The sequence below is a fragment of the Corynebacterium sp. NML130628 genome (genome assembly GCF_001875665.1).
Lineage (GTDB): Bacteria > Actinomycetota > Actinomycetes > Mycobacteriales > Mycobacteriaceae > Corynebacterium.
Genome location: NZ_MLAL01000017.1, coordinates 1 through 16,288, shown reverse-complemented (window position 1 = coordinate 16,288; position 16,288 = coordinate 1). Strand labels below are relative to the sequence as shown.

The window sequence follows — 16,288 nt, the reverse complement described above, 5'->3', positions numbered from 1 at the left end:
GGGTAAGGCAGGGCGAGATGGCAACGACATACGTGGTTCCAGACCACGGCCTTGGTGCTGTTCGCAACATCCCGGTGCAGGATGCGGCGCAGGATCACATCATCGAACTGCTCGATGCCGCCGACACGGATGTTGCGGACCTTGCAACGCTGCTCATCCCGCGCGCCGAGAGCAGCGGGTTCGACATTCACTTCCAGGATGCAGTGCTCGGCAGCATGAGCGCGTCGGACGCCCGCGAGTACGCTGAGCTGTCCTGGATCGTAGAGGCGTCAATGATTCCGCAGGTCACAGTGCGCGCCACCCGCCTTGCGGACGGCTCCCTACAGACCGTGCTCCGCCTGCCACGCCCCGGCCTATGTATCCCCACCAACCAGCCCCCGACCGATCCGTGGGTATTTCTCGACGACGCCCGCACCTACGACGTGTCCCTCCTGCCGGACGCACACGAGGCCCGGGAGGTCTCGATGCTGGACAGGAAGCATTACCTACTCACACTGAGCGCCGCGGAGGATGCTGCTGAAGATACTGTGCAGGTCGCGATTGGGGATCGGGCCGTCGGCACGCTGGCGGGACCCGTCGCCACTGCGTTGCTGCCGACGCTGCGCTCCTTGCAGGACCGTGGCCTGCTGGCTGTCGCCCACGGCTACCTGGCACCGCTGGGCGGCAAGCCTTCGCTCAGCGTAACCGCCAGCCCACTCGCCCCCGACGAGCTGCCGCCGCTTTCCCCCATCCCGCCGGTGCAGGTCCACCCTCGACACCCGGACACCTCATCGATGTCGGCGACCACCGTCATCCCGGTAGTGCGTCCAGAGGAGCTGGATACCTCCGCTGACGCGGTAGCCAAGTCCGCCGCGGCAGAGGCCGATTCGGAGGAGTTCCCCGCCGTGGAGGCACCTGCGGACAAGAATACGACGCAGGTCCAGCCGAAGAAGGACGATCCTATCCACCCGATGCGCTGGGTGGCCGCCGCTGTCGGCGCGTTGCTGATCGCGCTACTCGGCTCGTTGGCGTTCAGCGAACAGTGGAGCGGTTCGCCGGACACTGTCTCGACGTACGTGACGGAGCCCGCGCACTCCCCGAGTAACTCTGAGCAGAAGCCGGAGCCTTCCACCTCCGAGGCGAAGCCGGCGACCACGGAAACACACCCGGAGAGTTCTCCCCAGCCCGCGCCTGTCTCGGAGCCGGCTTCGGTGCCTGTCCCAGCCCAGCCGGAACCGGCATACCAGGTACCTGCGCAGCCTGCCCCGGTGTGGCAGAACCCTGCGCCAGTCCAACAGGCACCTGCTCAGCAGGCCCCGGCCCAGGAACAGCCCGCCCCGGCGCCCGCGCCAGCACCAGCGCCCGACTACGAGTACAATTTCGGCGGCCTCCAGATCCAGTCGGACACGCCGCTCGGCGGCCCATTACACCGCGTGCAGTGGCCATAGCTACTATCTAAGTGATGACAACACCTGACCACGAGCTCTTTCCGTTCATCGCGGTAAGCGCCCTTTCGACAAGCATCCACCCCTCCACGGGGCGTTTGCTCACCCTCGATGCGGTCACGTTCGACGAAAACGGCGAGGTCGGCGAGGACTTCCACGCCGTATTCAACCCGGTCAAAGACGCCGGCCCGCGCCACCTCCACAACCTGGAGAAGAGCGACTTCGCTCAGGCGCCACGGTTCGCGCGGCACCTCAAGACACTCAACAAGCTTATCGACGACCGCACCCTCATCCTGCTCGATAGCCCCACGGAGTGGGGGTACCTCGTCTCCGAGTCGCGCCGCGCCATGAACGCCGCCGCCCGCGCCAACCGCCAACGCGCCCGCAAACACAACCGGCGCCGCCAGCGCGTCGGCCACATCCCGCGCCCCGAAGCAATCGTGGACATCCTCGGCAGCGCGCGCCGCCAGGGCCACATCCTCATCGACGAGCGACTCAACGCCGTGGCCAACCAAGTCGGCGTGCTCTCCGAACCGGCCACCGCCACCGTCGAACGCGCCAGCGTCCCCGAGGAGGAACTCTCCCGGGCGGCCACACTGAAGCTCGTCGCGGTGTACCTGCAGCTGCGCGAAAACGGCACGCTGACCAGCATTGACCCGGAGGACCTCAAGGCGGACCGCTTCGGCCTGCAGCGCTCCGCGCTGCGGGTGGATGCGCATAAGCGCGAAGGGGACGTCGATAATCCGGGCGTCTACACGGGTGCGGGCCTCAAGCCAGGCATGGAGATCTCCATCTCCGACGATGTCGCCGTCGACCCCGACGAGCTCATCCAGGCCGCGCTCGACGCCGGGCTGAACTACCAAGAAAAGCTCACACGCACCGCATCCCTCGTAGTATCCGACGCCCCCTCCCGCGGCGCAGAACTGCGTGGCAAAGCGATGCACGCGCACCGCAAAAACATCCCGGTGCTCAGCGCGCAGGAGTTTCTCCAGGCCGTAGCGCGCGACTAACGTAGAGGCATGCTCTCACAACTGCGTACCTCTGTTGCGCTGGCCGCCGCGAAGGCCGCCACGTTCGCGTCGCGCGCCACCGGCCGCGGCGCCGGCGGCATGATCGGCGGGCTCGTTGCCAACGCGATCGACCCGAACATCATGGCAGGCCTGTCCAAGGGGCGCCCGGCCGTGCTGGTGACGGGCACGAACGGCAAGTCCACCACCACAAAGATGCTGGTGGCGGCGCTGCGCTCCACCAGGACCGTGGCCACCAACGACGGCGGCGACAACATGGACGCCGGCATCATCTCCGCGCTCATGGCGGGCAAGGACGCCTCCACGATCGCCCTCGAGGTCGACGAGCTGCACGTCCCCCACGTCGCCGACCGGCTGCAGCCGAAGGCGTTCGTGCTGCTCAACCTGTCGCGCGACCAGCTGGACCGCGTCGGCGAGATCAACAAGATCGAGCGCGCCCTCCGCGGCGCCGTCAACGCCCACCCGGAGGCCACCGTCATCGCTAACTGCGACGACGTGCTGATGACCTCCGTCGCCTGGGACCACCCCAACGTCATCTGGGTTTCCGCGGGCGCTGGCTGGCTCGGAGACTCCGTCACCAACCCCCGCAGCGGCGGCCACGTCGTACGCACCGAGGACGACTGGTACGCCGTCGAGCCCCTCCCCGATGGCTCCGAGTTTCGACGCCCTACCCCCACCTACGCCGTCACCGACGACGGCCTGCGCTGCCCGGATGGGGGCGTCGTCACGCTTGACCTGGCGCTACCCGGGCGGGCCAACCGCGGCAACGCCGCACAGGCCGTAGCCTGCGCCGTCGACGTCTTCGGTGTACCACTCGCCTCCGCGCTCGCCGCCGTCGCCGACGTCCAAGACGTCGCCGGGCGCTACTCCACCATCCACTTCGGCGACCACGAAGTCCGCCTCCTGCTGGCCAAGAACCCGGCAGGCTGGCAAGAGGCCCTCTCCATGGTCGACCGCACCGCCGACGGCCTCGTCATCGCCGTCAACGGCCAAGTCGCCGACGGCGAAGACCTCTCCTGGCTCTGGGACGTCAAGTTCGAAGACTTCCACGGCATCGCCGTCAAAGCCGCCGGCGAACGCGGCACCGACCTCGCCGTGCGCCTGCTCTACGCCGACATCGAACACGAACTGATCCACAACTGCGTCGACGCCATCCGCGCCTGCCCACCCGGCCGCGTCGAAGTGCTGGCCAACTACACCGCCTTCCGCGACCTCAAAAAGGACCTACACAAGGAGCTGGACCGTGACTAACACTTTGACCATCGGCCTGCTGCTGCCCGACGTACTCGGCACCTACGGCGACGACGGCAACGCACTCGTCCTGCGCCAACGCGCTCGCATGCGAGGCATCGACACCCACATCCGACCCATCCCCCTCACCGAGGACATCCCCTCCGACTGCGACATCTACACCCTCGGCGGCGGCGAGGACTCCGCCCAAATCATTGCGGCCTCCCGCCTGCAAGCATCCCCCGGCCTGCAGCGCGCCATCGACGCCGGCCGCCCCGTCTTCGCCGTCTGCGCCGGCATGCAGGTCCTCGGCCACAGCTTCACCGCCCACGGCGAGGAAGTCGCCGGCATCGGCGTCCTCGACGTCCGCACCTCCCCCATGTCGGAGCGCGCCATCGGGGAAGTCCAATCCCACCCACTTCTCGACGGCCTCTCCGCCCCCCTCACCGGATTCGAAAACCACATGGGCGGCACCACCCTCGGCCCCGACGCCTCCCCACTCGGCCAGGTGAAACGCGGCGTGGGCAACAACGTGGGTGCTGGTTCTCGGGCTGGCGTTGAGGGCGTTGTGCAGGGCAGTGTCATCGCCACCTACATGCACGGCCCCGCCCTGGCCCGCAACCCCGAACTTGCCGACCTCCTCCTCGCCCGCGCCCTCGGCATCCACGCCCAGGAACTCACCCCACTCGCGTTGCCCGAGGTGGACCAGCTGCGCAAGGAGCGCCTCAGGTAGGTTGCCGCTAGCGCTCTAGGAGCCAGTGCCAAAGGACGCAATTCGTTCCGAGGAACTCGGGAAAAGCCCAGGTCGCAAATAAGCGGTTGCGTCCTTTGGCACTCGGCCCGGTTGGGGTGACACCAAATTCCCTCATTGGATTTTCGCGACCTGGGGAAACGCCTCAGCGCCTGCTAGGGTCAGTGAGGGAATTTGGTGCACAGCACCTCCTACAACGTGAGCCGCCCGGAGAGCGCGCGGGAGAGGGTGAGCTCGTCGACGAACTCGAGGTCGCCGCCGAGCGGCATGCCGGAGGCCAGGCGGGAGACGGTCAGATCTGGGAAGTCCTTGAGCAGGCGGGCCAGGTAGGAGGCGGTGGCTTCGCCTTCGGTGTCGGGGTCGGTGGCGAGGATGACTTCGGTGATTTGGGGGGCGTCGTCGCCGTCGAGGTCGGGAAGGACGCCGCCGATGCGCTTCAGCAGGGGCGTGACGGCGAGGTCCTTGGGGCCCACGTTCGCAAGTGGGTCCAGTGCCCCACCGAGCACGTGGTAGCGGCCGTTGAACTCACCGGTCCGCTCGATGACCTGGATATCTTTGGCGTCTTCGACGACGCAGATGAGGTCTTTTTTGCGGCCGGAGTCGGCGCAGATGCGGCAGACCGTTTCGCGGGAGACGTTGTTGCAGATGCGACAGAACGTCACGCCGTCGCGGACGCCGGCGAGGGCGGCGCGGAGCCGGTCGATATCTTCGGCCTCGGTTTGGAGGAGGTGGAAGGCGATCCGTTGCGCAGACTTGGGTCCGACGCCGGGGAGGCGCGAGAGCTCGTCGATAAGGTCTTGGAGCGGTCCTTCGAACATGGGGGTCCTTTACAACACAAAACGCCTGGCGAAGTGCCAGGCGTTCAAGCGGGTGGGTTTAGATGATGCCGCCGAACGGAATCTCACCAGGTGCAGGCTGCTGACCACCAGGAGCCTCCTGTGGCATTGCGCCGCCGGTCAGTGGGCCGATCTTCTCCTGTGCCAGCTCGCCGGCCTTGTTGTGGGCGTCGCGGTATGCGGCGAGGATGAGGTCCTGCAGCGTCTCGACGTCGTCGGCGTCAACAGCCTCCGGCTTGATCTGCAGGTCGGTGATCTCTGCGCCACCGGTCATGACGACGGTGACCAGGCCGCCGCCAGCGGTGCCGGTGACGGTGGTGCTGAGCAGCTCCTGCTGTGCCTGCTGCAGCGCCTGCTGCACCTCGGCTGCCTGGCGGATGAGTTCCTGCATGTCCTGAGGCATATTTGGCTGGGTCATGGTGCGTAACACCCTTTCGTGTCAGTGATTTTGTCTAATTTGCTCACCAGTGTACCCGGTGGTTCCTGAATGCTTACAAGGGCTTGGCTCCAAGTTCGCTGGCAAGCAGGTCCATGGCGACTTCGGTGGCGTCGCGGCGGTCGAAGGACGCTGATTCGGCCTCGGCTTGGTTGACCATGTCGCGTTCTTCGTCCTCTTGGCTGTAGGGCTCGGGTGGCGGCGGTGGCGGTTCCCATCCGGCGTCATCGTGGACTGGTTCGGGCGGTGGTGGGACTTCTTCGCGTTCGCGGCGTTCTTGTTGCGCGCTGCGTTGCCCGGCGGCTTTCGCTATCGCGCGCCAGTCAGTGGGCTGCTGCTGCGCCGCGGGGGTTTCTTTACTTTTCGACGCCCCCTTCGCCCCTGCCGTGCCCACCACGCAGCGCACGGCAACCTTGGTGCCAAGTGCTTCGGAGAACACTACGACGATGTCTGCGTTGTTGTTGTCGGCGTTGAGTCGCTCCGCAAGCGCGCCCGTGTTGTGCCCGATGAGTAGCGTGGGCTGGCCGTCTTCGTCGTCGAGGGAGAGTGGTTTGGCCTCGGCAAGCATGATTTCGGCAACCTGATTGCGCTTACCGACGGCCTGGCGCAACTTCATCCAGTCACGTCGCACGCGCTCGAGGAGATCTTCCGCGGGCGCTGGCGCTGGGTCTGGTGCTGGGGTTGGCTCGGGCTTCGGCGGCGTTGCGGGTTCCGCCGGTGGCTGCGGCACCGGCTTGGGCTCGGGTTTCGGTGCAGGCGCAGGTTTCGGCGCGCTCTGCGCCTTGCGGCGCTCCGCGATCCTGGCCGCCGCAGCCGCAGCGGCCGCGGCTCCCCCACCCTGCGACGGGGCCTGCGCAGGCGGCTGGGCCGGCTGAGCTTGGACGGCCGGCGCCGGTGTAGCAGCGGGGGCCGCCGGGCGGTCGCCCATCGTGAGCAGGTGCGCCATCATCACTTCCAACAGCAGGCGCGGGGACGTCGCGCCGCGAAGGTCCGCGATGCGGTCGTTGACCTCGGTCGCGAGCGCGGCCAGCGTCGAGGGGTGGAACTGCTGCGCCTGGGCGCGGAGGATTTCGGCGCGGTCGACGGGGGCGTCGACAAGCCCTTCGCCGAAGGCATCCGGCACGGTGACGATGAGCAGCAGGTCACGCAGGCGGTCCAGCAAGTCGAGGGCGAAGCGGCGCGGCTCGTGGCCAGACTCAATCACCTTATCGATGGTGTGGAACATCGCCGCAGCGTCCTTGGCCGCGAGTGAGTCGACGGCGGCGTCGAGAAGTGAGAGATCCGTGACCCCGAGCAGCGGCAACGCCATCTCGTAAGTCAGGCCGTCCGGGCCGGCGCCCGCCAACAACTGATCCAACACCGACAGCGTGTCGCGCGGCGAACCGCCGCCCGCGCGGATGACCAGGGGGTACACGTTCTCGTCGACGTGCGCGCCCTCCTCCGCCACGATGTTTTCCAGCAGGTGGCGCATCGCCTGCGGAGTCAGCAGGCGGAACGGGTAGTTGTGGGTACGCGAGCGGATCGTGCCGAGGATCTTCTCCGGCTCGGTCGTCGCAAAGATGAAGATGAGGTGCTCTGGTGGCTCCTCCACAATCTTCAGCAAGGCGTTGTTGCCGGAGGGCGAAATCATGTGCGCCTCGTCGATGATGAAGACGCGGTAGCGGGACTCCGCAGGCGCAAACATGGCGCGTTCGCGCAGCTCACGCATATCGTCGACACCGCCGTGGGAGGCGGCGTCCAGCTCCATCACGTCCAGGTTCCCGCTGCCACCCGGCGCCAGCGACACACAGGACGCGCACCTGCCGCACGGAGTGGACGTCGGCCCCTCAACACAGTTCAACGAACGCGCCAGGATGCGCGCCGAGGACGTCTTGCCGCACCCCCGCGGCCCTGAAAACAGGTACGCATGGCTGATGCGCCCGTTGTCGAGAGCGTTCGATAACGGCACAGTCACCTGGTCTTGCCCAACCAGCTCACCAAACGTTGCAGGACGATATTTCCGGTACAGAGCCACGGCGCCAAGTGTAGACGATCAGCCCTCTTCCCGGCGCCAATCTTTCACATCCACGCCACGCCTGCGCAGACGCCGCTCCAGCACCGGATAGCCCTGCTCTGAAGCGATCCCGAACTCCTCATCCGTCAGGGCAATCAGCTCCAGAAGCAGCGTGATTCGGCCCGGCTCACGCACCATTGGGGTGCCCTGCGCAAACACCTCCGGCTCCCGCAACAGCCCATGACGCACGGTGCCCGGCGCGTTCGCCAGCAGCCCCTCGAGCAGCACGCCCGGCTGGCCCGGCACCCCAAGCCGCTCAAGTTCGCGGGTCGCGTCCACGACGGCCTGCGCAAGCACCTGCTTATCGACGTCCCCCACCGCCATCACCTCACACACCACCTGGGTGGCGTCATCGTCCGCCAACACCAGGCCCAAATCGGTGCCGCTGAACCCGGCAGTCACCGCTACGTTCGCACCGTCCAGTTCCGCGGTGGCGGCGGCGCGGGCGTCGATAAGCGAAAGCTGCATCCCCGGGAACACCGAGGCCAACCAGGCAGCGAGCTCGTCTCCCGTCATGCGCCGAGCTTCTCCGCCGCCGCAAGCAGCACGCACGTGGCCACGCCGTCCATCGCCTTCGTGACCTCCTCAAGCGGCGGCATCGACGGCGCCAAACGAATATTGCGGTCGTTCGGGTCCTGCCCATGCGGGAACGCCGAGCCCGCCTTCGTCAGGCTGATACCAGCCTGCTTCGCCAGCTCCCACACGCGAGTCGCAGTCCCATCCATCACATCCAAGGAAATGAAGTAGCCACCCTCCGGCTTCGACCAGGACGCCACACCCGTGCCCCCGAGCCGGTTCTCCAGCACCTCAAGCACCGCCTCAAACTTCGGCGCCAGCGACTCGGCATGCTTCTGCATAATCTCCCGCAGCCCATTCGCGTCCTTGAAGTACATCGCGTGCGCCAACTGGTTCACCTTATTCGGGCCGATACCGCGCACATTCGCAATCGAGACGTACCACTCCAGGTTCTCCTCCGACGAGGCAAAAAACGCCACGCCCGAGCCCGCATGCGTAATTTTCGACGTCGACGACATGTACCAGAAACGATTCGGGTTGCCAGCCTTCGCAGACACCTCAAGCACGTCCACGTTCACCGGGAACGTATCCGTCAGCGTGTGCACCGCGTACGCGTTATCCCACACAATGCGGAAGTCCGGCGCGGCCGTCTCCATCGCCGCCAGGCGCTCGATAGTCGCCTGCGAGTACACCGCACCCGTCGGGTTGGAAAACACCGGCACGCACCACATGCCCTTGACAGCTGGGTCCTTCACCAACTCCTCCACGACGTCCATGTCGGGGCCGTCCTCCAGCAGCGGGACCGTGATCATTTCGAAGCCGAAACGCTCCGTAATCGTGAAGTGGCGGTCGTAGCCGGGCACTGGGCACAGCCACTTAATCGCGTGCTCGCGCTGCTCCTCAGCCCACGGCCGCGGCGAATCATTCGTGCCAAACGTGTACGCCCAAGACACCAGGTCAAACATAATATTTAGCGACGACGAGTCCCCCGCCACCAACAGGTTCGGATCAACGCCGAGCACCTCGGACCACAGCTCGCGCAACTGCAAAATGCCCGTCAACCCGCCGTAATTACGCACGTCCACACCCGACGCATCCCGGTGATTCCCCACACCCGGCAGCGCCAACAGCTCATCCGCCAGATCCAACTGGCGCGCCGACGGCTTCCCCCTCGTGAGATCCAACGCCATGTTGGTCTCCTCCAGCTGCTTGTACTGCTCACGCAACTCAGCAGCCAGACTTGCGAGCTGCTCAGCATCTAATTCTTTCAACGGGGTATTCAATGTCGTGGTGTCCTATCCGTGTACTGAGTCCTGTCTACTAACGAGCCATCATCGTACTAGCGACACCCCACCCCGCGCGACGGTTTTATCCCGATTTTCCCCTGTTTTACCCCAATAAAAAGGGGACCTCACGCACCTGCCAGCGCCCGCTTACCCTTGCTGCGTTCCCGCCCTGGGGGAGTTCACGAGATGAGCACCGCGTGAGATCCTGCAGAACACTCTAGCTTGAAGCTTTAGGCGTTGCAAAACAATTATTGCGCTGGCGTTTTGTATGAAGCCGGTGAATGGGTTAAAGTAGTCCCTCGACGCTTGATGTGTCGCAACTAGGAGGATTCGACTAGCGGCCTATGTCACACGCCTGGAACGCGTGCGGGTTTCACGACCCTCGTGGGTTCAAATCCCACATCCTCCGCGCTTTTTCACAGCGCACCCGACCGAAGTTTTTCGCCGGGTGCGCTGTTTTCGTGTTCGGCTTGTGCTCGTGGCTCGGGCTTGGGCACCAAATTCCTGGATTTGGGAAGGCGCCAAGGCATTTCCCCAGGTCGCGCCCGCCGCGCGAGGGAATTTGGTGCTCCTTCCCCCGCACCAGTGACAAAAGACGCACCCCCCATTTTTACGACCTGGGCTTTCAGCCTCTCCCCCAACAAGAATTGCGTCCATTGTCACTCAAACCCCACGGCAAGACACCAAATTCCTGTTTTTGGGAAGGCGCCGAGACGTTTCCCCAGGTCACGCCCTCCGCGCGAGGGAATTTGGTGTCGTTTCCTTCTCGGTGCGCACCAAATTCCTGCTTTTGGGAAGGCGCCAAGGCGTTTCCCCAGGTCACGCCCTCCGCGCGAGGGAATTTGGTGCGCGCGTCCGGCGCGAGGTCATAAACAAAACCCCGCGGCCTATGGGGTAGGTCGCGGGGTTTAGGCGGGGCCCAAGGGGAGGTTACTTCTCCTTAGGAGTGGTCGGTCCAGCGGTGGTTGTAGGCTCCGTCGTCGTAGGAGCTGCTGCCGTGGTGGTAGCGGACTCCGTAGCGGTAGCCGTGGCAGTTGTCGAAGGCTTCCGCCCGAGGAAGTCGCCGAGCGAGGAACCCTCGTTGGAGCTCTGCTGGATCTTGTTGGCTGCGCCATTCTCACCTGGGGCACACAGGGAGAGCAGGCCGGCCAGGGCACCGATGCCGAGCGTGACTGCCGCGATGGCGCCGAGGGCCTCGGTGGCCTGCGGGCCAAACTTGGCGTTCAGGCGTGCGGCTTCGATGTCGAGCTGCTTCAGGAAGTCAGGTCGGTTGTCGCCGAAGTTGCCGAATGGGTTCGGGATGTTCATCTGCTCGGAGACGCGGCGGGCAGAGGCACTGATCTCTGGGCCCATTGCTGCGAGCAGCGGCGCGCCGACGGCGACTGCCAGCCCGAGCGGGATGAGCCACAGGAGTGGCCCGCCGTGGGAGGACATGTCGGCGAAGCAGCGCTGCAGGTCATCGGCCGAGCTCTTGCCTGGGGTTTTCGGCTTGTCCTTGTCGCCCTCGACTACGACGTGGACGGTGACGTCGCCGTCGCGGCCTGGGATCTTGATGTCGAAGCCCTTGGGGTCTGGGGTCCGGTTTGCTGGAGGGACGATGATGACCTTGTCGCCCTCGCGCTTAGCGGTCCAACCTTCGGGCAGTTTGAGGTTGCCGATGTTGGCGCCTGGCACGTTGATCACGATGTTCAGCGTGCCCGGGGTAACAACGATCTTCTCCGTGGAGCCTGGTTTAGGGGTGACCTCGATGGTTGGAGGGGTGTTGCCGGCAGAGGTCGACGGGGTGTCGCCGGTGACGGTAACGACGGCTGGGCGGGTGACGGTCTTGCCGCCTGGGTAGGTGATCTCTACCGGGACGACGACCTGGTCGCCTGGCTTAGCGTTGCTAGGTGGCGTGACGGAGACGGAACCGTCGCCGTTCACGTTGACGTCCCAGCCTTCGGGGGCTTTCCAGCCGTCGACGATCTTGAAAGTCGCGCCGTCTGGCTTGGTGCTCGGCGGCACGACGACGGTGACGCCGCCCTTGGTGCGGCTTGGGTTGTAGTCGACTGGTGGTTGGCCTTCTGGGGTGTCGGCGTCGTCAACAACGAGGATGGTTGCTGGGCGCGTGACTTTCTGGCCGTCTGGGTAGGTGATGTCGACTGGGACGACGGTGTAGTCGCCGGACTTGGCGTCGGCAGGTGGGGTGGCGGTGACGCCGCCGTCCTCGCCGACGGTGACCTTCCAGCCCTTCGGCGCCTTGTACCCAGGCGAGATGACGAAGGTGGTGCCGCCCGGCGCGCGTGGCGTCGGGTTGACGGTGACGGTCTGGTTCGGCTTGGTCTGCTTCGGGGCGTAGTTCTGGTCCGGAGCAGCAGGGGTGGCCGGCTTCGGGTCGACGGGGGCGGCTGGATCGTCGACGACGGTCACGACGATTGGCCGCGTGATGGTGTTGCCCTTCGGATCGGTGACCTTCACGTTGATGACGCCGAAGTCGCCTGGTTTGGCGTCGGCAGGTGGGGTGACGTGCGCGACACCGGTGTTTTTGTCGATGTTGATGGTCCAGCCCGCAGGGACGTCCTTCTGCTCGACGACGTAGGTGGAGCCTTCGGCACCATCCTTCGGGGTGACGACTACGACGGTGCCCGGTTTGGTCGACTTTGGTGGGAACTGGACGTCGTTGGTGCCCTTGGGGGCGTCGTCAATTACGACGACGACTGCCGGGCGGGTGATCGAGGAGCCGTCTGGGTAGGTGATCTGGACGGGGACCACGATGCGGTCGCCTGGCTTGGCGTCGGCAGGTGGGGTGGCGGTGACGGAGCCGTCCTGGCCGACGTTGGCCTTCCAGCCCTTCGGAATCTTGTAGGCGTCGTGGATGGAGAACTTGGTTCCCTTCGGCGCTTCCGCGCTGAACTCTGGGGCAGGGACCGTGACTTCGACGCCTGGGCGGGTGGTTTCCGCCAGGTAGTAGGCGTCTGGGTTCTCAGCACGCGGTGGTGCGCTGACGATGACGGTGCCTGGGACAATCTTGGTGGAGCCGTCCGGGAAGGTCACCTCGACGTTGATGGTCTTGGTTTCGCCGTCGCGGGCGTTGGCTGGCGGCGTGGCGGTGATTACGCCCGTCCGCTTATCGACGCCCACCTTCCAGTCACCGAACTGCTGATCAGGGGCGGTCTTGAACGTCGAGCCGACCGGCAACTCTGGGTCACGGACCTGCGGCAGGGTGACCGTGACGGATGGGCGGGTGATCACGACGTCGTAGCCAGGGTTGTGGCCCTGCGCCAGGGTCGTGTCAACGCCGACCACGGACGTCAGCACGTCGTGGGAGCCGTCCGGGTAAGATGCCTTGACCTGCACGGTCACGGTGTCTTCGAGGCGAGCATTGAGAGGAGCGGTCACCTTGAGCGCGTTGCTTTTTGGCTCGAGGACGACGTTCCATTGGCGATCTTCGCTACTTGGGGTGGCGCCGATGACCTTGAAGGTGGTGCCGTCGGGGTACGCCGGCTCGCCTGGGTTCAGCGGGATAGTTGCGGTCTTGCCTGGAGAGGTTTTCTTGTCGCTGTAGCTTGGGGCCCACTGCTTGGTCTTGAGCTGGAAGGTTTCGCCGATCTTGGCGTTTTCCTTGTACTTCTGCAGGTTGAGCTCGTCGGCGCCTGCGCGCGGGGTGGCGTACACCTCCACCTGAAGGGTTTCCGGCTTTTCGTTGTCGACATCACCAGTCCCACCGACAGGCAGGGTGACGTAAACGCGCCCATCCTTGTCGACGCGCGCATTCGCGCCCTCAACAGGCTTACCGTCGCGCTTCACTACGGCAATCACACGACCGTAGTCGACCTCAGAACCGTTGCTTACCTGGATGTTCGTAGCAAATTCCTTGCCGTTCGCGGTAACAACCGGCACCTTGTCCTGGGCCGCCTGCAGCGGGTAGCACTGCGCGTTCTCTGCCGGCACTGGCAGCAGGTCTACCTCGGCAATATTTCGGGCTTCGAACCCCAGCCGGTTCGAGAAGTTCTCGTAGCCGGTACCTGCGCTTCGAGCGACCCATGCGAAGGTCCGTGTTTCGCCTTCGACGATGTCCTTGCCACCTTCAAGGGTCACCTTCGCAGAAACCTCCGGGGTGCTCTCTGACAGGTGCAGCTCCGTCCGGTCGACGAGGGCGCTTCCGGTGACCTTCAGGTCCATATTGGTCGTGCTGTCTTCTCCGGTGCGTCCCGCACCCGGGATCGTCTCCCCCACTGAAACCGCTGACAGCGTGAAAGTTTCATCGAACTCGGCAGCAATACGGGTCTGGTTCATGCGAAGCTCGGAAACCATCGAGTCCACAGCATGTTCGCCATCACCGTGAAGGCTGACCCAGTAGTACACCTCGACCTGGCCATGCTCGTTCACGACGGCACGGGTACCCGTCTCAAACGACCCCTCGTTCGGCGTACTCACCGCACCGACGTGCTGGTGCGGGAACAGGGTGTTCGCGCTCAACACGTCGTGGCAGCGGTTGTCCCCCATGCTCTGCGCATCCACCTGTGGCGCTACGAGCGCCGACGCCCCCAGTGCCAGCGCCACCACCGTGGCTGACATTCTACGATTTCGCATGTTCTTGAAACTCCCCTCAGAGGCAGCTGTCTGTTATCTGTAGTTATCCATTCATCATGAACGTTTTTTAAGAAGTTTCAAGCACTTTTGACAGTTAAATTTCAGCGAGTGCCTGGACCTGCACAGTTGTCGTCAAAATCTTTCCATCACATGCATGTAATCCGACCTGCGATTACCCCCGCGCGGGTGTATTTGTCCAGACGAATGGATCCCCTGAAAGCCTCTCAGGATCAAAGCGCGCAAGGATCTCCTGCACAGTCCCAGCACCCGCACACCCGACCGATTCCGCCAGCGCCCGCACAACCCCCTCCGCCCCAACACGTTGCGACATCTCCGCGAACGTCACCGCCCCATCACGCTTCGCCAGCCGCTTCCCCTCCGCGTTGAGCACCAACGGCACGTGCACATACTCCGGCTCCCGCCCGCCCAACAAGTGCGTCATGTACGCCTGCGCGGGCGCCGACATCAACAGGTCATCCCCGCGAACCACCTGGTCAACCCCCTGCTCCACGTCGTCGACAACCACGGCTAAGTTATACGCCCAGTCACCCGCCTGCGCCTGCGCAAGATTCCCACCGCGACGCACCACCACGTCATCAACGGGCCCCGTCACCTCCCCCGCGAAGAAGTCCCGCACCGTCCACTCCCGCACCTCGGCACGGAGGCGAAGGGCAGGCATGCGGCCCTCTTGCGAAAGCTGGTGACGTCGAAAAGCTCGCTGCTCCTCATCCAAGTCCCTGCACGTGCCCGGGTACAGCCCAGGCTGCGCATGCGGCGCACTCGCAGCCTCCCGAATCTCTCGGCGCGTGCAGTAACACTCATACACCGGGAGCTGCGACAACGCCGCCTTATACAACGCCGACCGCTGCGACTGCCACACCACCGGCGGATCAAAATCAAGACCCAACGCCACCAAATCCCCTATCTGACGACGCCCCGCCTCCTCCGACGAACGCTCCGAATCAACATCCTCCACCCGCAACCAAAAACGCCGCCCACTCTGCCGCGCGAACAACCACGCCAACAGCGCCGTGCGCAAATTACCAAAATGAAGATCCCCACTCGGAGAAGGTGCATACCGTCCAGCATTCATGTGTATAGGATATGTAGCCGTGACAAACCAAGAAACTATTGCGCGATCGCTTTACCCTGTACTGGTATCTGTGTTCTGCGCCGTCTTCCTCATTTCCAACATCACAGCACAGAAGGGAGTCGCCCTCGGACCATTCATCACCGACGGCGCCTTCTTCCTCTTCCCACTTGCATACGTCCTCGGCGACGTGCTCGCCGAAGTCTACGGATTCAAAGCCGCCCGCCGGGCAATCTTCACCGGGTTCGGCATCGCCATCCTGGCCGTCGTATCCTTCTACATCGCCATCTGGCTCCCCGGCGCCGACTTCTACGACATGCAAGAACCCTTCTCGACGATCCTCGGCCTCATGCCACGCATCGTCATGGCATCCCTGGCAGGCTACATCGCAGGCCAGCTACTCAACGCGTGGGTGTTGCAGAAAATGAAAGACCGGTTCGGGCACGACCGACTGTGGGCACGCCTCATCGGCTCCACCATCGTCGGCGAGTTCGCCGATACCCTCCTGTTCTGCGCCATCGCAGCGGCAGTGATCGGCATCGAAACGCCGGGCCAGTTCATCAACTACGTCGTCGTCGGCTTCCTGTGGAAGACCCTGCTCGAAGTCGTCCTCCTCCCAATCACCTACCCGACCATCGCGTGGGTGCGACGCCGCGAGCAAGCGCTTTAAAGGAACCACGCACCACATTCCATCACAGCCCAGGACCGACCTGGGCTTTTTCTTATTGGCCTTCCCGAAATCAGGGAATTCGGTGCACACCCTGAGGCAGCACGCACCAAATTCCTCCACGCAGCACCGACGACCTGGGGAAATGCTGACGGCGTTTCCCAAAAACAGGGATTTTGGTGTCGCCCCAGCCAGCCCGAGTAACAAAAGACGCAACCACATTTGGGCCATACATTCAAAAGTGCTGGTGCGAAAAGTGCTAGATGTTTGGACGTTCGGTGTCAAGTGGTTGTGGACTGGAATCATGGTTAACAATGCATCATCAACGCACACGGCGTCGGCGCGGTCTTACTTGTTGTGCGGATAATCGTGACTTTCTCAGGCAACCCAGTCGGTGTT

General features: G+C 64.4%; 12 protein-coding genes, 1 tRNA gene and 1 other RNA gene. 6 read left to right on the top strand and 8 right to left on the bottom strand.

Going from position 1 to position 16,288, the window contains the following annotated elements; all coding sequences use genetic code 11:
• Positions 1-17: 17 nt before the first annotated feature.
• Genes BJP07_RS05155 through BJP07_RS05140 form a run of 4 tightly spaced genes read left to right on the top strand, consistent with a single transcriptional unit; the run spans position 18 to position 4,415 of the window.
• Positions 18-1,427 carry a hypothetical protein gene (locus BJP07_RS05155; RefSeq protein ID WP_071566424.1) on the top strand — a complete coding sequence of 470 codons (1,410 nt, stop codon included), beginning with the start codon at positions 18-20 and terminating at the stop codon, positions 1,425-1,427.
• Between the two features lie 14 nt (positions 1,428-1,441).
• Positions 1,442-2,434 carry a hypothetical protein gene (locus tag BJP07_RS05150; RefSeq protein WP_071566423.1) on the top strand — a complete coding sequence of 331 codons (993 nt, stop codon included), beginning with the start codon at positions 1,442-1,444 and terminating at the stop codon, positions 2,432-2,434.
• A gap of 9 nt (positions 2,435-2,443) precedes the next feature.
• On the top strand, positions 2,444-3,703 hold the full coding sequence (locus BJP07_RS05145) for a Mur ligase family protein (RefSeq protein WP_070477278.1): 1,260 nt from the start codon (positions 2,444-2,446) through the stop codon (positions 3,701-3,703).
• The gene (locus tag BJP07_RS05140) at positions 3,696-4,415 is read left to right on the top strand and encodes a type 1 glutamine amidotransferase (protein ID WP_071566422.1); all 720 of its coding nucleotides are present in this window, start codon (positions 3,696-3,698) and stop codon (positions 4,413-4,415) included. The genes BJP07_RS05145 and BJP07_RS05140 overlap by 8 nt, the downstream gene beginning before the upstream one ends.
• 209 nt (positions 4,416-4,624) lie before the next feature.
• On the opposite strand, the gene recR is transcribed toward BJP07_RS05140, so the two are convergent.
• The 6 genes from recR to ffs form a co-directional block, all read right to left on the bottom strand.
• Positions 4,625-5,251 carry a recombination mediator RecR gene (gene recR / locus BJP07_RS05135; protein WP_071566421.1) on the bottom strand — a complete coding sequence of 209 codons (627 nt, stop codon included), beginning with the start codon at positions 5,249-5,251 and terminating at the stop codon, positions 4,625-4,627.
• 58 nt (positions 5,252-5,309) lie between these two features.
• A complete protein-coding gene (locus BJP07_RS05130; RefSeq protein WP_070363280.1) occupies positions 5,310-5,687 on the bottom strand; it encodes a YbaB/EbfC family nucleoid-associated protein in 378 nt (125 codons plus the stop codon).
• A gap of 73 nt (positions 5,688-5,760) precedes the next feature.
• Complete coding sequence (locus BJP07_RS05125) at positions 5,761-7,719, bottom strand: DNA polymerase III subunit gamma and tau (protein WP_071566420.1); 1,959 nt, start codon at positions 7,717-7,719, stop codon at positions 5,761-5,763.
• Between the two features lie 18 nt (positions 7,720-7,737).
• Positions 7,738-8,274 carry a hypothetical protein gene (locus BJP07_RS05120; protein ID WP_071566419.1) on the bottom strand — a complete coding sequence of 179 codons (537 nt, stop codon included), beginning with the start codon at positions 8,272-8,274 and terminating at the stop codon, positions 7,738-7,740.
• Complete coding sequence (locus BJP07_RS05115; RefSeq protein ID WP_255365927.1) at positions 8,271-9,557, bottom strand: aminotransferase class I/II-fold pyridoxal phosphate-dependent enzyme; 1,287 nt, start codon at positions 9,555-9,557, stop codon at positions 8,271-8,273. The genes BJP07_RS05120 and BJP07_RS05115 overlap by 4 nt, the downstream gene beginning before the upstream one ends.
• 114 nt (positions 9,558-9,671) lie before the next feature.
• Positions 9,672-9,770: signal recognition particle sRNA small type (gene ffs / locus BJP07_RS05110), an RNA gene on the bottom strand.
• A 113-nt stretch (positions 9,771-9,883) separates the two neighbouring features.
• Between ffs and BJP07_RS05105 the strand changes: the two genes are divergently transcribed.
• Positions 9,884-9,969: transfer RNA gene (locus BJP07_RS05105), tRNA-Ser, on the top strand.
• 521 nt (positions 9,970-10,490) lie between these two features.
• On the opposite strand, the gene BJP07_RS05100 is transcribed toward BJP07_RS05105, so the two are convergent.
• Together BJP07_RS05100 and gluQRS are read right to left on the bottom strand one after the other, a co-directional pair.
• Positions 10,491-14,132: a YPDG domain-containing protein gene (locus BJP07_RS05100; RefSeq protein ID WP_143109676.1), complete on the bottom strand. Its 3,642-nt coding sequence runs from the start codon at positions 14,130-14,132 to the stop codon at positions 10,491-10,493.
• Between the two features lie 172 nt (positions 14,133-14,304).
• On the bottom strand, positions 14,305-15,225 hold the full coding sequence (gene gluQRS / locus BJP07_RS05095; protein ID WP_071566417.1) for a tRNA glutamyl-Q(34) synthetase GluQRS: 921 nt from the start codon (positions 15,223-15,225) through the stop codon (positions 14,305-14,307).
• On the opposite strand from gluQRS, the gene BJP07_RS05090 reads away from it, so the two are divergent.
• Positions 15,224-15,892 carry a queuosine precursor transporter gene (locus BJP07_RS05090; protein ID WP_071566416.1) on the top strand — a complete coding sequence of 223 codons (669 nt, stop codon included), beginning with the start codon at positions 15,224-15,226 and terminating at the stop codon, positions 15,890-15,892. The two genes, gluQRS and BJP07_RS05090, sit on opposite strands and share 2 nt — an antisense overlap.
• Positions 15,893-16,288 lie beyond the last annotated feature (396 nt).

Bases quoted from the DNA above. Each gene is read 5' to 3' on its own strand.
- BJP07_RS05155 (WP_071566424.1), top strand. From the start codon at position 18: ATGGCAACGACATACGTGGTTCCAGACCACGGCCTTGGTGCTGTTCGC.
- BJP07_RS05150 (WP_071566423.1), top strand. From the start codon at position 1,442: ATGACAACACCTGACCACGAGCTCTTTCCGTTCATCGCGGTAAGCGCC.
- BJP07_RS05145 (WP_070477278.1), top strand. From the start codon at position 2,444: ATGCTCTCACAACTGCGTACCTCTGTTGCGCTGGCCGCCGCGAAGGCC.
- recR (WP_071566421.1), bottom strand. From the start codon at position 5,251: ATGTTCGAAGGACCGCTCCAAGACCTTATCGACGAGCTCTCGCGCCTC.
- BJP07_RS05130 (WP_070363280.1), bottom strand. From the start codon at position 5,687: ATGACCCAGCCAAATATGCCTCAGGACATGCAGGAACTCATCCGCCAG.
- BJP07_RS05120 (WP_071566419.1), bottom strand. From the start codon at position 8,274: ATGACGGGAGACGAGCTCGCTGCCTGGTTGGCCTCGGTGTTCCCGGGG.
- BJP07_RS05100 (WP_143109676.1), bottom strand. From the start codon at position 14,132: ATGCGAAATCGTAGAATGTCAGCCACGGTGGTGGCGCTGGCACTGGGG.
- BJP07_RS05090 (WP_071566416.1), top strand. From the start codon at position 15,224: ATGTGTATAGGATATGTAGCCGTGACAAACCAAGAAACTATTGCGCGA.
- gluQRS (WP_071566417.1), bottom strand. From the start codon at position 15,225: ATGAATGCTGGACGGTATGCACCTTCTCCGAGTGGGGATCTTCATTTT.